The sequence below is a fragment of the Psychrobacillus sp. Z16_25 genome, from assembly GCF_056856695.1.
In genome coordinates, this window is the sequence record NZ_JBXEOV010000001.1 from 57,453 (window position 1) to 75,593 (window position 18,141).

The 18,141-nt window shown below is 41.3% G+C and carries 16 protein-coding genes; 9 read left to right on the plus strand and 7 right to left on the minus strand.

The genetic code is table 11. The annotated features are described in order from the left end of the window. The first annotated feature begins 243 nt into the window (after positions 1–243). Positions 244–543, plus strand: a complete 300-nt coding sequence (locus AC1VU3_RS00270; protein ID WP_482982419.1) for a hypothetical protein — start codon at positions 244–246, stop codon at positions 541–543. Positions 544–582: 39 nt separating this feature from the next. Here AC1VU3_RS00270 and AC1VU3_RS00275 read toward each other — a convergent pair whose 3' ends face one another. The 4 genes from AC1VU3_RS00275 to AC1VU3_RS00290 are packed head-to-tail and all read right to left on the minus strand — an operon-like array spanning position 583 to position 5,838. After that, positions 583–1,566 (minus strand): agmatinase family protein, encoded by a 984-nt coding sequence (locus tag AC1VU3_RS00275; protein WP_482982420.1) that lies wholly within the window; start codon positions 1,564–1,566, stop codon positions 583–585. Next, on the minus strand, positions 1,563–2,828 hold the full coding sequence (gene hutI / locus AC1VU3_RS00280) for an imidazolonepropionase (RefSeq protein WP_482982421.1): 1,266 nt from the start codon (positions 2,826–2,828) through the stop codon (positions 1,563–1,565). The genes AC1VU3_RS00275 and hutI overlap by 4 nt, the downstream gene beginning before the upstream one ends. Before the next feature lie 4 nt (positions 2,829–2,832). Beyond that, positions 2,833–4,494, minus strand: a complete 1,662-nt coding sequence (gene hutU, locus AC1VU3_RS00285) for a urocanate hydratase (RefSeq protein ID WP_482982422.1) — start codon at positions 4,492–4,494, stop codon at positions 2,833–2,835. A 15-nt stretch (positions 4,495–4,509) separates the two neighbouring features. Continuing rightward, positions 4,510–5,838 carry a YjiH family protein gene (locus AC1VU3_RS00290; RefSeq protein ID WP_482982423.1) on the minus strand — a complete coding sequence of 443 codons (1,329 nt, stop codon included), beginning with the start codon at positions 5,836–5,838 and terminating at the stop codon, positions 4,510–4,512. 161 nt (positions 5,839–5,999) lie between these two features. Here AC1VU3_RS00290 and AC1VU3_RS00295 point away from each other — a divergent pair, with 161 nt between their 5' ends. From AC1VU3_RS00295 to AC1VU3_RS00310, 4 genes are all read left to right on the plus strand, one after another. Beyond that, positions 6,000–7,472 carry a helix-turn-helix domain-containing protein gene (locus AC1VU3_RS00295; RefSeq protein WP_482982424.1) on the plus strand — a complete coding sequence of 491 codons (1,473 nt, stop codon included), beginning with the start codon at positions 6,000–6,002 and terminating at the stop codon, positions 7,470–7,472. A 69-nt stretch (positions 7,473–7,541) separates the two neighbouring features. After that, the gene (locus AC1VU3_RS00300; protein WP_482982425.1) at positions 7,542–7,850 is read left to right on the plus strand and encodes a hypothetical protein; all 309 of its coding nucleotides are present in this window, start codon (positions 7,542–7,544) and stop codon (positions 7,848–7,850) included. Positions 7,851–7,967: 117 nt separating this feature from the next. Then, a complete protein-coding gene (locus AC1VU3_RS00305) occupies positions 7,968–8,726 on the plus strand; it encodes a class I SAM-dependent methyltransferase (protein ID WP_482982426.1) in 759 nt (252 codons plus the stop codon). Between the two features lie 77 nt (positions 8,727–8,803). After that, positions 8,804–9,517 (plus strand): CPBP family intramembrane glutamic endopeptidase, encoded by a 714-nt coding sequence (locus AC1VU3_RS00310; RefSeq protein WP_482982427.1) that lies wholly within the window; start codon positions 8,804–8,806, stop codon positions 9,515–9,517. A gap of 572 nt (positions 9,518–10,089) precedes the next feature. Here the strand turns inward: AC1VU3_RS00310 and AC1VU3_RS00315 are convergent. Then, positions 10,090–11,433, minus strand: a complete 1,344-nt coding sequence (locus AC1VU3_RS00315) for a TldD/PmbA family protein (protein WP_482982428.1) — start codon at positions 11,431–11,433, stop codon at positions 10,090–10,092. Continuing rightward, positions 11,433–12,824, minus strand: a complete 1,392-nt coding sequence (locus tag AC1VU3_RS00320; protein ID WP_482982429.1) for a TldD/PmbA family protein — start codon at positions 12,822–12,824, stop codon at positions 11,433–11,435. Before AC1VU3_RS00320 ends, AC1VU3_RS00315 begins: the two co-directional genes overlap by 1 nt. A 198-nt stretch (positions 12,825–13,022) precedes the next feature. Between AC1VU3_RS00320 and AC1VU3_RS00325 the strand changes: the two genes are divergently transcribed. Next, entirely contained in the window at positions 13,023–13,481 is a 459-nt protein-coding gene (locus AC1VU3_RS00325; protein ID WP_482982430.1) for a phosphate-starvation-inducible protein PsiE, read from the plus strand. A gap of 458 nt (positions 13,482–13,939) precedes the next feature. On the opposite strand, the gene AC1VU3_RS00330 is transcribed toward AC1VU3_RS00325, so the two are convergent. Further along, on the minus strand, positions 13,940–15,622 hold the full coding sequence (locus AC1VU3_RS00330; protein WP_482982431.1) for a transglutaminase domain-containing protein: 1,683 nt from the start codon (positions 15,620–15,622) through the stop codon (positions 13,940–13,942). 637 nt (positions 15,623–16,259) lie between these two features. Here AC1VU3_RS00330 and AC1VU3_RS00335 point away from each other — a divergent pair. Genes AC1VU3_RS00335 through AC1VU3_RS00345 form a run of 3 tightly spaced genes read left to right on the plus strand, consistent with a single transcriptional unit; the run spans position 16,260 to position 17,919 of the window. Beyond that, positions 16,260–16,523: an alpha/beta fold hydrolase gene (locus AC1VU3_RS00335; RefSeq protein WP_482982432.1), complete on the plus strand. Its 264-nt coding sequence runs from the start codon at positions 16,260–16,262 to the stop codon at positions 16,521–16,523. Between the two features lie 20 nt (positions 16,524–16,543). Next, positions 16,544–16,984 (plus strand): alpha/beta fold hydrolase, encoded by a 441-nt coding sequence (locus AC1VU3_RS00340; protein WP_482982433.1) that lies wholly within the window; start codon positions 16,544–16,546, stop codon positions 16,982–16,984. Continuing rightward, positions 16,981–17,919: a Gfo/Idh/MocA family protein gene (locus AC1VU3_RS00345; protein ID WP_482982434.1), complete on the plus strand. Its 939-nt coding sequence runs from the start codon at positions 16,981–16,983 to the stop codon at positions 17,917–17,919. The genes AC1VU3_RS00340 and AC1VU3_RS00345 overlap by 4 nt, the downstream gene beginning before the upstream one ends. Positions 17,920–18,141 lie beyond the last annotated feature (222 nt).

The following is an 18,141-nucleotide window of genomic DNA, read 5'->3' on the forward strand; positions in this document are numbered from 1 at the left end:
TTATACATTAAAAAGAATAAAATATAAAATCATTTTACATGACTAGAAAGGATTATATCACATGTCGGAAAATAAAATAATAGATGCACCTATTGAGCTTAATTTTCTGTTATTTGTGAATAAAATCTATAATCAGACCTGGGTTTCTAATATTAGTAGTATGATTTTTTTGATCATTTTGAAGAGAGACTTGAGGGTTTATGGAATAAAAGAGTTGATTCTTTATTTACCCGAGGAGTTCATGTGCTAAATCCATGTCTAATAAGAGAAGATATAAAGGAATTAATCAAGAATGAAAAAGATTCGGAAACTGTGGTTAAAGAGTTTATGAATTTATGGTATAGCTTACCTCCACATGGATATGGGAGTCTTATAGAGAGAATCTGTGCAGGATTAAGGATGGAACAGATTAATGAGATAGTCGGAGCTGACACCATTCATATAATGATTACCTTTGATGTAATTCCAGCTAGATATAAAAGAGAGATACCTAAAGATAAATTAAAGATCATCCCTTATATGGAATTTTTGAAATATGTGTAATAAACAAACCGCCCCTAGCCAATGGCTAGGGGCGGATTTCTATTTTACATGCAAATGCTTATACCGACTCACCAAATAAGTAAGAAAAGCATAGGTCACAGCCTTCACGGTAGTTCCTACATTCGTATCCTTGTGTGGATCGATGCAGACGAAGTCCATGGCGGTTAGGCAATCGTATTTACCAAGCTCATATAGAAGGTCGAATAGCTCGTCAGTACGCATGCCGGCTGGAGTAGAGGCAGGGACACCTGGTGCGTAGGCGATGTCTAGCACGTCGATGTCCACGGTAACGTAAATCAGATCCACTTTATCTTGGAGTTTTTCTATTACCTCTTTTATTTGTGCCACTGCACCCTTACGTCTAAATTCCTTTAACGTAATCATGGTGACGTCATAATGAGCTGCCGTCTCCATTAAGGAAGGAGCATTGTAAAAGCCATGCAAACCGATGTTATAGACATCCTCTCCGCGAACAACCCCACCGTCTAGCAGCTGTCTGATAGGAGTCCCATTAGATGGACCATGCTCTTCCACGTTTCGCAAATCTAAATGGGTATCGAATTGAATAATGCCTATTCGTTTTTGTGATTCCGCTGCATGTGCGCGAATTAAAGGAGCGGTGATGGAATGGTCTCCGCCAATGGTGATAGTGAAGCTATTCGGATAGGCCTTCCATACATCTGTCATGGCATTTTGTATATTCGAATGGCAGGTGAGAATGTTCGTGCCATGCATTTGAATATCTCCTAAATCGGCTACCTTCAGCTCACGGAAATCGATCTGATCATCTATATAATAGGTAGAGAAATAATTCCAGCTTTGACGAAATGCTGCAGGAAACTCCGATGCCGCGGAAGCGCTGATGGAGGAGCGGGAGAGAGGGGCTCCCATCAGTACTACATGAGGCTCCTCGCTTGTTTCCCAACCAGGCACAATCCAATCCTTTACCTTCATGTCCTGACCAATTACTCGGTTCCACGTAACAGGAGGCTTCGTTAGATAACTGCTTGCTAAATCCTTCATAGAAGCACACCATCCTTCACAACCAGTTTTCCAGTCTTTACCACTGTGTTTGTATGGTTCATTCCGTAAAAGTATTGCAGCTGCTTGTAGTTAGGCACATCCAATAAAAGAATATCTGCTTTTTTGCCTGGTTCGAGTGAGCCGACTTCATGCCCTCTGTTGATGGCATAGGCTGCATTGATTGTCGTTGCACACAGTACCTCTTCCATCGTCATTCCCATGTTCATACACGCTAGATTTTGAATGAGCGGTAGACTGATGGTAGGGGAGGAGCCTGGGTTAAAGTCTGTCGAAATCGCCACTGGCACTCCTGAGTCCACCATTAGTCGTCCCCGTGCGAATGGTGCGCGAAGGAAGAAAGCTGTACCTGGTAAAAGCACGGCGATTGTTCCAGCCTCCGCCATGGCTTTAATTCCTTCATCCGAGGCAACCAGTAAATGCTCCGCAGAAATTGCACCGACCTCTGCTGCTAGCTCTGCTCCTTCATACGGTTCAATCTCATCTGCATGAATTTTAGGGGTGAGGCCGTATCGTTTTCCGGCTTCTAAAATGCGACGAGACTGCTCAGGTGTAAATACACCAAGCTCACAAAACACATCATTGAACTCAGCTAGTCCCAGCTCAGCAACCTGTGGGATCATTTCCTCGATAATCAAATTGACGAATGCATCCTCATTTCCTTTGTACTCCTTCGGGACAGCATGTGCGCCCATAAAAGTAGAGACGACATCGACTGGATGGTTCTCCTGAAGCTTTTTCGCCACCTCTAGCTGCTTCTTTTCTGTCTCCCAATCAAGACCGTAACCAGACTTGGCTTCGACAGTTGTTACTCCATACTGTAAAAACTGATTGAGATGACGATACGTTTTTTCATAAAGCTCCTCAAAGCTCGCTTCTCGTGTTTTCGTCGTCGTATAATGAATGCCTCCACCAGCGTTCATGATTTCCATATAAGTTGCGCCGGCCAATCGCATGTTGAGCTCATGCTCTCTCGTTCCTCCGTGCACCAGGTGAGTATGGCAATCCACTAATCCAGGCATCGCTATTTTTCCAGTGGCATCTATTACTTCAGCAGATTGAATAGCATCCCCATATTGTCTTTCTAGCTCCGCAAGCGAGGCAACCGCAAGTATGCGGTCGCCTTCTATTAAGATGCTGCTATTTTCTTGAATGTTTAATTCGCCCATCGCTTCACGAATTCGTGGGCCGGCTGTATCACTCTGTAATGTCAGTACTTCGTTTGCGTTTTTTATTAGTAACATCTAATCATCCCTTTAGCATTGGCATTTTGATGCCTTTTTCTTTTGCTGTTTGAATTGCGCTTTCGTAGCCTGCGTCAGCATGACGTACGACACCAAGACCTGGGTCGGAGATTAGCACACGATTAATCTTTTCGGCAGCCATCTCCGTTCCATCTGCTACCAGCACCTGACCTGCATGCTGTGAGTAGCCCATTCCAACTCCACCACCATGGTGGATGCTTACCCAGCTTGCACCGCCCGCAGTATTGACCAATGCATTTAATAGAGGCCAATCGGAAACTGCGTCTGAGCCGTCCTTCATTCCCTCGGTTTCGCGGTTAGGGGAGGCAACAGAGCCAGAGTCTAAATGATCTCGACCGAAGACAATCGGAGCCTTTAATTCGCCACTCGCTACCATTTCATTTACCTTGAGTGCAAAGCGATGACGGTCACCGTAGCCTAGCCAGCAAATACGAGCAGGGAGGCCTTGCCACTTCACCATTTTTTGCGCCATATCAATCCAATTGACTAGTGCTGTATCGTCTGCAAACATTTCCTTCGCTAGCTGGTCTGTCTTATAGATATCCTCTGGGTCGCCAGATAGTGCTGCCCAGCGGAACGGACCCTTTCCTTCACAGAAAAGAGGGCGAATGTAGGCAGGTACAAAGCCAGGGAAGTCAAAGGCGTTTTCTACACCCATTTCCTTTGCATAAGCACGGATGTTATTTCCGTAGTCGAATGTTTCCGCACCAGCAGCTTGGAATTCAAGCATTGTTTTTACATGCTCCGCCATCGTTTCCTTTGCTTTTTGCTCGTAAGTTTTTGAATCCTTTTTACGGAGCTCTAGTGCCTCTGCTAATGTCATGTTGTTTGGCACATAGCCATTGATCGGGTCATGAGCAGATGTTTGATCTGTCACGAAATCAGGAATGACACCGCGGTTTAGTAGCTCTCGGTTCACATCCGCACAGTTTCCAACAAGTCCGATAGATGCAGGCTCTTTTGCTGCAGTTAATTTTTCCACTAGCTCTAGTGCCTCATCTACTGTTTCCACTAGATAATCACAATAGCCTTCTTTTATTTTCCGTTCGATTTTTGTTCGATCGACCTCGACCACCAATATAACGGCACCAGCCATTTTTCCGGCTAGCGGCTGAGCACCACTCATACCACCCATGCCCCCGGTAAGTATGAAGCGACCTCTTAAATCAGGGGAGCCAAACTTTTTCTTGCCTGCTTCCACAAAGCTTAAATACGTACCTTGTAAAATGCCCTGTGCGCCAATGTAGATCCAGCTTCCAGCAGTCATCTGTCCGTACATCATTAAGTTGCGTTCTTCGAGCTCATAGAAATGGTCCCAATTTGCCCAGCCTGGGACTAAATTCGAGTTAGCAATCAATACGCGAGGGGCATGCTCATGTGTCTTGAATACCGCTACTGGCTTTCCTGACTGCACAAGCATCGTCTCAGCGTTTTCCAGCTCCTTCAGTGTTGCAATTAGCTGGTCGAAGCTTTCCCAATCTCTTGCTGCTTTTCCGATTCCTCCATAAACAACTAGCTCATCTGGATTCTCTGCTACCTCAGGGTCTAAGTTGTTCATGAGCATTCGCATGGCTGCTTCCTGTGTCCATCCCTTACAGGATAGCTCTGTTCCTCTTGGTGCGCGTACGTTTGTTTTGGATATCATCGACAATTCCCCTTTTTAAAATAGTAGGTATGCAATCGGTGTCACAATAATTAGCGTCAATACAACTCGTTCAAACCAAATAACTAAGATATGACGTAGCTTTAATGGAATCTCTGTGGATAAAATCAATGGAATCACTGCTGAGAAAAACAGCACAGATGATATGGATACGACAGCTACGATAAACTTTGTTACAAGTGCAGCCTCTGTCACGACTAATGCTGGCAAAAATACTTCCGCAATAGATACAGCTAATGCTTTTGCGGCTAGCATAGGCTCGGGAATCTGTAATAAGTAAGTAAAAGGCGCAAAGATATAAGCGAGCCAATCAAAGACAGGTGTATAGGTCGCTAAAATCAATCCTAATAATCCAATGGATAGAATGGACGGAATAACCCCCATTGCCATGATTAGACCGTCTCGAAGGTTTTGCCAAACGGTTTTTGCAAGAGAAGGGTTATTTTCTACCGCAGTAATCCCTTCCTTCCAAGCTTCTTTTAAACGATCCTTCTTCACCAGCTTTTCTGGCTGTGGGGTACTGCCCTCAAAATAATCATCCTTCATGTTGCGGAGCGGATATAATCTTGCAGTGATTGCTGTTACTAAGAAGGTAACAACAAGCGATACCCAGAAAAAGGTGTTCCAATGCTCCATCAAACCAAGCGTTTTTGCAATCACGACCATAAAGGTAGCGGAGACAGTTGAAAAGCCGGTTGCGATAATGGCAGCTTCCTTAGCAGTGTAACGTCCTTCCATATACACTCTATTTGTCAGCAACAACCCAACCGAGTAGCTCCCAACAAAGGAGGCAACTGCATCTACAGCAGAGCGGCCTGGAGTTTTAAAGAGTGGTCTCATAATTGGCTGCATTAATACGCCGATAAATTCTAGTAACCCATAGCTTACTAATAGTGCTAAGAAGATAGCACCAATGGGAATCAAAACTCCTACTGGCACGATGAGCTTATCCATCAAATATGGTCCGATGTCTGGATTTGCCAGCCACGATGGAGCAATGTTAAAAATCAACAAAATACCAGCTACTAAGCCTCCTATTTTAAAGAAGGAGAGAACCATGTCTACAATCGATTTGTTCCATTTCTTCGTGACAAATGGATAAATGGCCCCGCCTACTAAAAGGATGAAAATATAAATGGTTACAGCGGTTGGGGCAGTGTTCCGAATGAATGTAACAATATGGTCAATTAAAATAGTAGAAGTGCCATTCCATTCAAATGAAACAAAAAAGCTAAAAATACCAATTAAGCTGCAGACAACCATCTTCATAATGGAGTTAATAGGAGCTGTTGCTTTTTCCTTCAGCTCGGTTTGCAGTTGAACCATATACATACCTCCTCTTAAATGTAATCTCATTCTACCGTTCTTTATTTTCTGAATAAATAGAATAATAGAGGTGTTTATAGTAAAATTAAAAGATATATAGCATGTCCTTAAATAAAAATAGAAATTATATATGAAATAGAAAAAATGAACGGAGATGGAAAATGCGAATCTTACTAATGGACCGAGATATGCAGGAAATGCAGGGGATAAAATGGTACTTAACGACATACATAGCAGCAAAGTTAGAAATAGAAACAGAGAAGTCCGTATATACGGCTACGGATAAGGTGGAGACCTGGAAACCAACCGTCGTCATTGCGGATATAGAGCTGACAACCACACCATTTTTAGAGAAGCTGCGTGAGAAAAACATTTCCTTTATCGCAATAACAGCGAATCCGATTTTTCAGCATGCTCAAAAGGCGATTCGTTATAAGGCGATTGAACTCTTTACAAAGCCAATTCCGCTTCCTCAATTGAAATCGGTTTTATTATCCATCCCCCAGCCATCCTCCTTAAAAGAAGAAGAACAATTTACAAGTAGGGAAGCAAAGCTATATGCAGATTTATTTTTACAAACCTCGGAGGTAATTGATAACTCGGTGCAACCGTTTTTCCTTATAGAACCATCAAGGGTGGAGGACAATCTGAGGTTGTATCATTGGTTAATGCATACGCCAATTTTCGATGACATTACCGCGGTTCCTCTGCAAAAGCGAATTGTTTGTTTAGGAAGAAACTCAACGAAGCAGGAAATAGTGAGACAAGCCCGGATTTTTATTCAGGAATGGCACATGATGAGTGGAGAATACGTGAATATTGCTATCTATGATGGAAGCAATGCAACAATCCGTTATATGTATGATCAGACACGTCTTCCTTTAATGAAGCGATTTTATCAGGGGTATGAGCATATCTTTTTTGCGAATGAAGAGGAGCAAGTAATCTCGCTCGATCCATTACTCACTCCTGAGCAGCAGCAATATTGGATTCAAAGCTTGGAAAATCACGACATAGCTTCTATCAAACGATTTTTATATGAGCTTTCACAAGCTACTTCCTATTCTCATGATGACGTCCGAATCCATTTGACTAGTATTCTTGCGCAAATTCGACGCTATATGCAAAAGTATCGAATGCAGCATATCGCTAAGCTAGAGGCTCAGTATAGACAGCTTTTTCAAACGATACTAGAGGAGCCCATTCTTTATACGATTATTCAAGAAATGATTTTATTTACCCAGTTGGTAATGAAACAGGCTTCTGTTGCCAAGCAAACGGCACAAACAGATTATACAGAACTCGCGATTGATTATATTGACCAGCATTACACAGACCCACAGCTTTCGTTAAAAGCAGTATCGAAAGAGCTAGGGGTCAGCCCAAATTATCTCAGCCATTTATTCTCTAAAAAACAAGGAATCTCTTTTAAGCGATATATCCAGCGGATCAGAATTCAACAGGCAGAAAAGAGCTTAAGAGAAACTTCTTTTTCGATATCGGAAATTGCTCATATGAATGGCTTTGAGGATGTGAACTATTTTATCAAGGTTTTTAAGCAATCACATGGGTATACTCCCTATCGTTATCGCATAAAATGGCAAGATAATCTTCAGAAGATAAATTATTTATAGTAAATTAGATACAGACATCAATAGTTTATTGTGGTATATTTAATAAAAATGAGTAAAAGGATGTTGTGTATGTCTACTCCACGAATTTTAAAATGGATCACTGGGTCCTTTGAAGTAGTTTTAGGAATTCCAATCCTTGGAGCGATAGTTATTGTAGGTTTCTCATGGGTACCTCTTATGATTATGTTAGCTCTTCATATAACCACTCTTGTGATAACAAAGAAAGAAGGCGGCTCAGTTACAGGAAGTATACTGGGAATTATCGCTTCATGTTTAGGCATCATCCCAATCGTAGGCTGGGCAATGCATGTCGTAACTGCGATTGTTCTTATGTTAGATGCTGCAAAGCCGGAGCAAGTTTCAAGAGAATATATATAAAAAACTATTAACTGTAAGAACTCAAATGAGCTTTTACAGTTTTTTCTTTTGGAGGAGATACACAAAAGGTATGATAAGAGAAGCGGGGAAATTTTCATGTAACTAGGGGGGAGAAGTATGAACGAACATTTTACTTCAGAAGAAGCAATTAAAAGATGGGATGCATTTGCGGACCAATATTCTCAAAATCACGGAGCAGATGGAGATTTACATAAGGAAGTCTTGCTAAATCCCATATTACTTGAATTACTAGGTGAAGTACGAGGAAAGAAAGTGTTAGATGCAGGGTGCGGGGAAGGGTACTTAAGCAGGAAGCTGGCAATCTTAGGAGCAAATGTGACAGCGGTCGATTCTTCTCCAAGGATGCTGGAAATTGCAAAGGAGAGAACATCTGTCGACTTATCCATCGTATATTCTTACGGTAATTGTGAGGATTTGCGTGAGTTTGGAGACGCAAGCTTTGATATCATTGTATCTAATATGGTTATGCATGACCTTGCAAATTATGAACAAGCATTTTCTGAGATGTATCGATTGTTGGGTAGTGGTGGGACTTACATCTTTTCTATTTTACACCCGTGTTTTATTACACCGAACAGCGGATGGGAAAGGTCCTCAACTGGAGAAAAGCTACATTGGAATGTCGATAAGTATTTCCATGAGGGTGCATACGAGCAGCCTGGCTTAGGAGATAAAAAGAGGATGTTATTTTTTCATAGGACGCTAACGAGTTATATAAACACGCTCCTTAAAACCGGCTTTGTACTAGAGGGCTTGGTAGAGCCGAAACCATCAGAAGAGATGATCAGAAAATATCCATCTTTTCGAGAGGATGATAGATGTGCAGATTTTATAATCTTTCAGGTAAAAAAATAAATTCATGATATATAGGAATCTTCCTTCCTAGTTACACCATATGCTTATAGAATCGAAGCAAAAGATGGGAGTGGGGAATGGAATCTATCAAGCGGTGGAACGAGGATGGATATGTCCGTGTTAGTATCCTGTATGCTGTCTACATGATGATATCTCTTATGGCTACAGCAGTATGTTACTTGTTCTTGGAAAATGTTTATACTATTTTCCTATTTTCTAGCCTTCCTGTATTCTTGTGGATTGTTGACTATTTAATAGGGAAGCGGGAGTGGAGGGCCTTTGGCTTTCATTTGTCCATCTCGAATCGGGATCTCTTTTTGTACATGCCCCTTTTAGGGTTGCTGGTGCTTGTAGGATGGGCTGGTTTCTATGCGTTAGATGGAGAAATGCTGATTTTTTATGGGCTATATGCATTACTTACGGGTATCATCCAGGAAACTTTCTTTCGCTCCATATTGCTAAATAGTTTGAAAGAAAAGGGAAGGGCGGCTGCTATTATAGTCTCTAGCTTCCTGTATACCTTTGTGCTGTGGTTTCAATTTTGGGGAGGACAAGGCTTTTATCCAGTGTTCCAGCTGGTGCTACTGTCTTTTCTTTTCGCTGTTGCAATGGCGCAGGTGTATCTATTGACGAAAAATATTTTGCCGTTAATCATGTTTCACTGCTTTTTTAGCTACTTTCAATTTATCTCGAAGGAAATGAGTATCATTTTAACAGTTGTGTATGTCGTTTATTTAGTAGGGCTGAATGTATTTTATAGTATTTTATTAAAAAAGGAGAAGCTCGCTTGAAGCTGAGTTTCTCCTTTTCTTTATTTTGCTTCCGCTTTCGGATTTGCTTCTTATGAAGCCTAGAGTCTACTAGACAGTGTCATAGGTAATGGACCCTTTTTGCAAAGCAAAAAGGGCTGACATTTTCCAATGATTATCCAATACAAGCGGTCCCGGGTATGATACGTGCGTCTGCGAATCGGTTACTTGCGGTTTGCTGACACTTACTTGCATTTGGTCCCGGGATACTTGCGGTTCCCGAGGATTTACTTGCGAAAGTCAATACTATACCTTCAGTGGAATGCTCCTTATGAAGCCTAGAGTCTGCTAGACAGTGTCATAAGTAATGGCCCGTTTTTGCAAAGCAAAAAGGGGTGACATTTCCAATGATTATCCAATACGAGCGGTCCTGGGTATGATACGTGCGCTTTCGAATAGGTAACTTGCGGAAAGTAGTCACTTACTTGCGCTCGCTCCTAGGTTACGTGCGGTTCCAGGAAATTTACTTGCGAAAGTCAATACTTTCGGCGGAATTGTTGCCCCTATACAGAAGGGCGCTTGCCTCTATACCTAGAGGCAAGCCACATGCTTAATTAATCAACCGTTACGGATAATCCTTCTACTAAGAGGGAAGGTGAGCCTACTCCATAAAAAGAAAATTCAAGGTCGGAGGCGGTAGCCTTCACGTTTTTCATGTAGTCATAGAAGTTTCCAGCAATCGTCATTTGTTTGATTGGAAAGCTGATTTTTCCGTTCTCGATATAGAAGCCTGTTGCAGCAACAGAGAAATCACCTGAAATTGTATTTGTACCGGAATGTAAGCCAGACAAGTCTGTGATTAGGACACCGTTGTTCACTTCCTGTAGTAGCTGTTCGAGTGATTTTTCACTAGGAGCTACATAGAGGTTATGAGGGGCAATACCCAATGTACTTTTAAAGGAAGGCTTTTGCGCATGACCAGTTGTCTCACAGCCTTCTACCTTTGCTGTTTTTCGATTATGGAAAAGCAATTGCAGCTTTCCGTTTTCAATCACGGCGTGCTTTTTCGTTGCAACACCCTCTCCGTCAAAGGTAGCCCCACCGAAAGCTAGCGGATGAAATGGGTCGTCTATCAAGGTGAATGCTTCTGAAGCGATAACCTCTCCAACTTTCCCTTTCAGCTGAGATTGATCCTTTTGCGTGTTTTCTGCGGAAAAGATTTCACTAAACACTGCTACTAGGGAAGCAGAAGCATTCTTGCGCATAATGATTGGATACTTGCCTGATGGGACAGATTTTTCTCCTAAATAGGAAAGTGCCTCTTCTGCGACCTCTTGTGCTATCTTATCTGCATCTAACACACTGATATCACGAGATAGCTTAACCACACTCCCGGTTTTTGTTTCCTCTCCGTCTCTTACAACGGCAGAAATATGCAGACCAATTCCGTTCGAATTATCGTCTAAAGATAGTCCTTTGCTATTGGCCAGCTGGCGTTCCTGTGAAATGCTTTGGAACATACAATAATCTAAGGTGATGATTCTTGGATCGTATGTGAGAATATTTTTTTCTACTTTTTTTAGAAAATCAATATAAATTGGGATATCTATTTTCTCTAGCTCCTCATTGACATAGGAGTGTGTCGTATAGCTGCTACTTCCTTCGAAAATATCGGTTCCATCATCCTCATCCAATACCTCGGCGTTTGCCTTTGCCTGTTCAATTAAATAACTAACTGACTCCTCATCTAGTTTCTCGGTATAGGAATATCCCATCTTTCCATTGTACAAGCCACGAAACCCAAGTCCTGCCTCTTCAGAGGTTTCATAGTGATCAATTTCCCCTTCAAAAATACTACTTCTAAAAAGCTCTGCTTTCTGGTAATAAACCTCAGCCTCTGAGAAGCCAGCCTCTTTAGCCTTAGTCAAAAGCTCCTCTTGATAAGTAGCTATATTCATCATGCTTCCCCCTTTGTTCCGCCTACGGTGATTTCACTTACTCGAATCATCGGCTGTCCAACGTTCACTGGCAGACTTCCACTGATGGAGCCGCACATTCCTGCACCGTGCCCCAAGTTATTGCCTACGCGGTCAACCAGCTGCAACGTCTTAGCACCATTTCCAATTAAGGTAGCACCTCTAACAGGTCGATCAATCTTTCCATTTTTCACGATATATGCTTCCATTACAGCAAAATTGTAATCCGCAGTGGAAGGATTTACTTGACCACCGCCCATATATTTCGCATAAATTCCATACTCTGTGTCGGCGATAATATCCTCTGGTTTGGAACTACCAGGAGCAATATACGTGTTTGTCATACGGGAAGTTGGGTTGAAGCGATAAGACTGTCTACGTGAAGAGCCAGTAGGTGTTGTATTCATGCGTCTAGCATTAAATTTATCCACAAGGTAGCCTTTTAAAATACCATTTTCAATTAGTACATTTTTACGAGTTCTCTCTCCTTCATCGTCTATATTGAGGGAGCCCCATTCATTTGGTAGCGTGCCATCATCGATATAGGTGACAATTTCTGGAGCAACCTTTTCTCCGATTTTATTTGCAAAGACGGAATTATTTTTAGCGACAGAGGTTGCCTCTAATCCATGTCCACATGCTTCGTGGAAGATAACCCCTCCAAATTCATTGTCAATGATGACTGGGAACTTACCGCTTGGACATTCATCAGCACCTAACATTGTTACTGCAATTCTAGAAGCTTCTCCGGCGTAGTGGTTAAGATCAAGTGCTTCCGTGAATTCAAAGCCAGCATGAGCACCTGGGCCATAAAAACCGGTTTGCATTTCGTTCCCGTCAGATGCAGTAGATTGAATGGTAAGTCTGCTATAAACCCTCGTGTCCTCTACAAATTTCCCTTCTGAGTTGGCAATTAACACATGCTGCTCCATATCTAGATAGCCTACTCCTACCTGACGGATCAGGGAGTTATATTCTCTTGCAATAGAATCAGCTTTTCGCATCACATCTACTTTTCTAGCATGAGATACCGAGCGTGGCATTTGCCCAATCGTATGGATAGGCGTGATTAAATCTTGTTTGAGCGGGTGAATAATACCACTAGCACCGCCTTTGATTGCTTGGGCAGCTTTGAGTGTAGCCTTTATTAAACCTTCCTCTGTAAAATCATTGGTGTACGTGTAAACGCTTTGCAGTCCGGAGAAAATTCGTATGCCTATCCCGAAGTCTCTACCAGAGTTGCTTTTCTCTATTTTTCCACTTTGTAATTCCAGACGGTTGTTATATTTATCTTCTATAAACACCTCTGAAAAATCGCCGCCAGTGGACAGTGCGGCCTCTAACACATTCTCTATAATGGATTGTTTAATCATTTTCTTTCCCCCTTTAATAGAATTATAGCTCAAAAGTAGTGTGAATAAATATTATTTTTAGATAATTAAGATAATAAACAACAAGAAAACGTTTTCACAGAAAATTTTGAATTTTAACGGTAAATCATTGGATTTTTAAGAAGTAATTAGCATATAATTGTTTCTTAATATTATCTTTCAATAGGAATGGGGGATTTAATGAAAGGATTATCAAATCGAAAAGTACTTGTACTGTCTGTGGTTCCTAAGATATTTCAGCATGTATTGAATGTTTGCCTTATTCTCCTAGCAATGATCTTATCCTTCCTCTTAGTCAGAGAACTCGTTGAATGTGTCCATATTCTTTTGGATGGTAGCAGGGACTATAAGCAATTCCTTGCGAATATCCTTCTCTTCTTTTTATACTTTGAATTCATCACCATGATTGTGAAATATTTTAAAGAGGATTACCATTTCCCAATGCGCTACTTCTTGTATATCGGCATCACGGCCATGATTAGACAAATTATTGTGGAGCATGAAGAGCCGCTAGATACCCTATTAAATTCCGTTGTCATTTTAATCTTAATCGTCGGGTATTTCATCATGAATTACACACCTCTTGAAAGACCGAACAAACCAGCCCTTGGGAGGTTTGGGAAGAGGGAAGCTGGATAGATTTCGAAATAAAAAAGAGCCTAGGACAAAACTATAGAACAGCACTTGCGATTTTATATTTTTTATGAAAATCATAAGTGCTTTCTTACTTTTAAATTGTGTGGTTCTTCACTGCGTCGGATGCTTTCCGCGGAGGCCAACAGGATGTTGGTCAGGAAAACGTTGTCACACGATGTGACGCTTTTAGTTTTCCTTCCTTAACTCCCTCGGTGCTCCTGTCGCTCTGCTTTCGTCGCAAATATATTTGCTGTTCCCGCAGGAGTCACCGACGCTGTTCCGAACCATCAATGCTAACTTCTAATAAATAAATCTTGATAAGAATCTTGTATAAAGAATGTGTAACAAATCATAAAAAAATGTTTTGTACTATTCTTTTTCATTTAAGAATTCACTTCTGTCCTAGCCTCTTTAATTTTATATCTTCCGCTTAGATATTCTTCTAACAGTGACCCTATTTCTCAATAGGTAATGGCGGTTCTAGTGTGTGTTTTTTCAAAATCTGCTTTATTCGGGTCAAAGTATTTGTCGGTATAGCTAGCTGTGAAGTGTTTATTTTGCACGTATCCGGCACCCCAAGTTGGATCCATTGTAATCCAACTGCCATCTACCAATGCTTCTACCCAAGCGTGCCGCTCAGGTGCAAAGCCCTCAATTAACCTTGCTTCTATTCCACTTGCCCGTAAGAGTGCAATTGTTAGGTACGCATAGTCCTGACAAACCCCAGTTTTTAAATCTAATGTCTTCAATGCACTATCATCCCATTGGAAGTCGTTTGTATTTAATTTTTCTACATCATAGGAAACATTTTTTGCAACGTAATCATAGATAGCCTTGGCCTTGTCGAGGTCCGATTCTTTGCTTTTCGTAAGGCTATTTGATAAATCTATTATTTCTGGAGCAGTTGATTGAATCCCTCTCGAAGGTAATAAATTTCTTTTATCCACCGTGCCAACAGATTCTACTTCAAATCTAGCAACTTCATGAAATTGATAGTAATTGCTTTTTTCGTATGTGATAATCGGAACATGAATCGTTACTTGATAGGTACCCGCACCGAAGCGCAGGTGAAAGGAATCGTCAAATTTATAATCTTTAACAGGAATAACCTCTAAAGCTCTGTCCTCTCCCTTTTTCGTTTCCACATAAAGATGTGTCGTGTCTTGTGCAAATGCCGCTGAATTATCAATCGTCCCAGCTATGGAATAAGTAAATTCTGCTTCCTCTCCTCCATATAAGGGAGAAAGGAGGTTGATTCCGCGCTCTGTGTAAACAGTAGAATACTCAACAGGCTCTTTTATTTCAGGGGAAAGATTATCAATTAGTATAGTTGTGGCGGTTTGGTAATAATTTTCTTTTGTTTCATCAGGCACCATTACTTCGAGCGTATGAATTCCTTCTCCGTAATAAAGCGGGACCTCATATGAGAATTGTCCATCCTTTACTGGGATTACTGTATTCCAGCTAGCTCCTTCTTTATTTAAGCGAATCATGAGCAGGGAGACATCGGAAAAATGATCAATTTGCCCTTCTAACTGGTAAATTCCATCTCTCCTTACATACCCTTCATCTGTGGAAAAGGTTAAGCCAATCTGAAGACCGAAAGGATTGATCGCAATGTCTCTTTGGATTTCTGGGTTTACATTTTCTACTTTAAAAGAAGCGGCGTCATAGAAGTAGTTTTCTTGATCCGTACTCGGAAGCATCAATTCGATTTCGTATGTTCCTTCTCCGTTAAAAAAGTGAATAGTTTCCTGAAATTCTCCGTTCTTTATGGGAACAAAGTATTCCATTTGATTGCCCGCAGGCTCTTGTTTACTAGACTGCACGACAACCCAAATATATGGCGAAACATAATCACTGTTTACCATTGTACCGTGAAGATCGATACTCCCATTCGCCGCGAAATGTGCAAAGGCTGGCTGGTTTATTGTTAGTCCCATTTCCTCTCCGTATGAGGAGATAGCGACCGGGGTTTGCGGAATGTCACTGTTTTTCTCTTCCACTAGTGTTGCGTACCGAACCTGGTCTGTTTCCTTCGCCGTTTCAATTTTGGTCTCTGTCTTTAACGTATTGGTTGTCTGTTGATTGCATGCAACGAGAATAAATAAGGAAATCAACAGAATGACGATTTTTTTATTCACATAAACACCCCTTTAACTTTTATCATTAAAGATTTCTTATCAAATTGTTATGTAGGATTTGCAGATACATCAGCTTTCTAGTTTACGAGGATATATGGAGTAGGTTTCATGAATTTTGAAAAATTCTTCCATATGAGTTGGTGAATAAATGTTGATTTTTGGAGTTATAATAAAAAATAGTAATAAATACTCTTGAAAATTCAGATAATTTTATTGGTATATTTTTCTTTACGAAAATAGTCACAGTCTATATGATAATTTTATGTTATTGTTTAGATACGGAAATAGCAAAGCAATTGTAACTGTGGTTGGTTAGCCATTGCGATCATTTCCGAAAAGAGCATCTACCGTATGGTAGGTGCTTTTTTAATTTGAAAGTATGTTTGTAAAAGTCATGAGCCGAGCGTTCATGGCTTTTTTGTTTTCTGTTTCGCCCCTATTCTCAAAAACGTTTTTAATTGTCGAAAGATTTAAAAATAAATATTATTAAAATATTCGTTTTGATATACTGAAAAATAGAGGAGGGGTTGTTGGTGAAAGTCTATATGGAGGAATTTGGTGATGAATCTAACCCTACTATCGTTTGTTTTCATGGACTAGGTGGTAGTGGTCGTTATACATATTCGGAAATCACATGATGCTTGAGCAAGATTTTCACTTGCTTGTTTTTGATAGTCCTGGGCATGGTCAGACGCCTGCATTCAAGGAAGAATCAGACTATTTGTTCTCTCGTTTGTCTAGTTGGTATCAGACGATTCTAAAAGATGTGAAGGGTTCATTTTATCTGCTTGGCCACTCTTGGGGTGCGGATCTGGCGCTTCATTACGCAAAGGACTTTCCTGAGAAGGTCTTGGGGGTAATTTATGTGCTTTTACATTTCCTTCGTTTCAGTCAGATTTGACGTTGGAGCGGGCGTTATCCATGTGGGATCGGTATATAGATGAAACAGCTTCGACTAGCTGGGGGCAAGTGCTAGAGGAGTACAAGGGATATACCCATAAATGGGATGCTTCGAAAGAGGGATATGTTCGGCAGATATACCGGGAGGAAGATGGGGTATATCGCCTGGTAGCTACGAAGCATACCGCTTTAGCGATCGTGAAGGCATTTTTTCAAGAGCCTTTTACAGAGGTTTATCCTTTCGTAGAGGTTCCGGTTCTTTTAGTTTCTGCATCGTTACCGGCAGAAATGGAGGATGCGCGGAGAAAAGCAACCCGTTTTATAAAGAGTGTTGCGGACGTTGATATTGTTCGGATCGAATGGGCGGGACATATGCTGACATGGGATGAGCCGGAGAAAATATCTGAGGTAGTTGGTGGTTGGATTAATGCTGTTATACATAAGAAAAGGAGATCTAAATGAAGGAAATTAAATTTGGGCTCATTGGAACAGGGGTTGTCGGGGAGAGGATTATTAATCAAATCCTAAAGAACTCGGAAGCGGAGATAACGGCCGTTTATGATGAGAATAAAAGCAGATTAAAAGAAATCTCCACAAAGTATGGCTTGGAGATGGCAGGAACAGTCGAGGAGCTGTTGGACGCCAAACCAGACTGGGTTTATATCGGTACTCCGCCTGTTAGTCATGCTCCTTTGGCAGAAATGATTGCCGAGAGAGGAATTCGTATACTTTCAGAAAAGCCTTTGGCGCATGATTATTCATCAGGGGAACGGATGGTAAGGGTATCTAAGGAAGCAGGTGTGCAAACTGCCATGCATTTTCCTTTGATGTATAGTCCGGTTGTCCATGAATTGAAACGAGCGGTTGAACAAAAGGAGCTTGGAAACATCGTTCGGGTAGAGCTGCATACATACTTTCCGCATTGGCCTAGAAAGTGGCAACGAAATCCTTGGATAGGCTCTCGGGAGCAGGGGGGCTTCATACGAGAGGTTTTCCCACATTATTTGCAGCTAGCGTATCATTTGTTCGGGGAACTGGACATTGTTTCTCATTCTACTGAGTATCCGATGGATGAATCGCTCTGTGAAACAGGTGTGATGGCGATTGGGAGGACTAGTAGCGGTATTCCGCTATTCTTGAATGGCTTGTCGGGTATTGGGCAAGAAGAGAAGCTGGAGTTTAGGGTGCTTGGAACGGAAAAAGCGATGGTCTTGCGGAACTGGTCTGAGCTCTGGGTTAGTGAAATGGACATGGAGGAGAAGAGGCTAGAGGTTAGTGGTGACGTGACGAGCCTCATACAAGCTTGTTGTGACACGGTTAGGGGAAGAAAGGCGTTAGCTGTTAGCTTTGAAGAAGGTTTGCTTGTCCAAGGGTGGATTGACGGGCTGTTGAAATAAATAGTAGGAAAACTGAGTCGAAGGAAGGGGTTTATCCCTTTTCATCGGCTTTTTGTATGTCAAAATAGCTAGGGATAATAAAGTTCGTGTAATGTATCCTGACACAATAGGAGAAAAATTCAGAAAATACTGTTGACTTATTTTTAATGGTGTGTAAAATAAAAATATAACTTATGTTACATTTCCTAACATCATTGAGAGATGAAACATAACATACAAGAA

Coding starts and splice junctions, on each gene's coding strand:
- AC1VU3_RS00275 (WP_482982420.1), bottom strand. CDS start 1,566: ATGAAGGATTTAGCAAGCAGTTATCTAACGAAGCCTCCTGTTACGTGG.
- hutI (WP_482982421.1), bottom strand. CDS start 2,828: ATGTTACTAATAAAAAACGCAAACGAAGTACTGACATTACAGAGTGAT.
- hutU (WP_482982422.1), bottom strand. CDS start 4,494: ATGATATCCAAAACAAACGTACGCGCACCAAGAGGAACAGAGCTATCC.
- AC1VU3_RS00290 (WP_482982423.1), bottom strand. CDS start 5,838: ATGGTTCAACTGCAAACCGAGCTGAAGGAAAAAGCAACAGCTCCTATT.
- AC1VU3_RS00295 (WP_482982424.1), top strand. CDS start 6,000: ATGCGAATCTTACTAATGGACCGAGATATGCAGGAAATGCAGGGGATA.
- AC1VU3_RS00300 (WP_482982425.1), top strand. CDS start 7,542: ATGTCTACTCCACGAATTTTAAAATGGATCACTGGGTCCTTTGAAGTA.
- AC1VU3_RS00305 (WP_482982426.1), top strand. CDS start 7,968: ATGAACGAACATTTTACTTCAGAAGAAGCAATTAAAAGATGGGATGCA.
- AC1VU3_RS00310 (WP_482982427.1), top strand. CDS start 8,804: ATGGAATCTATCAAGCGGTGGAACGAGGATGGATATGTCCGTGTTAGT.
- AC1VU3_RS00315 (WP_482982428.1), bottom strand. CDS start 11,433: ATGAATATAGCTACTTATCAAGAGGAGCTTTTGACTAAGGCTAAAGAG.
- AC1VU3_RS00320 (WP_482982429.1), bottom strand. CDS start 12,824: ATGATTAAACAATCCATTATAGAGAATGTGTTAGAGGCCGCACTGTCC.
- AC1VU3_RS00325 (WP_482982430.1), top strand. CDS start 13,023: ATGAAAGGATTATCAAATCGAAAAGTACTTGTACTGTCTGTGGTTCCT.
- AC1VU3_RS00335 (WP_482982432.1), top strand. CDS start 16,260: ATGCTTGAGCAAGATTTTCACTTGCTTGTTTTTGATAGTCCTGGGCAT.
- AC1VU3_RS00340 (WP_482982433.1), top strand. CDS start 16,544: ATGTGGGATCGGTATATAGATGAAACAGCTTCGACTAGCTGGGGGCAA.
- AC1VU3_RS00345 (WP_482982434.1), top strand. CDS start 16,981: ATGAAGGAAATTAAATTTGGGCTCATTGGAACAGGGGTTGTCGGGGAG.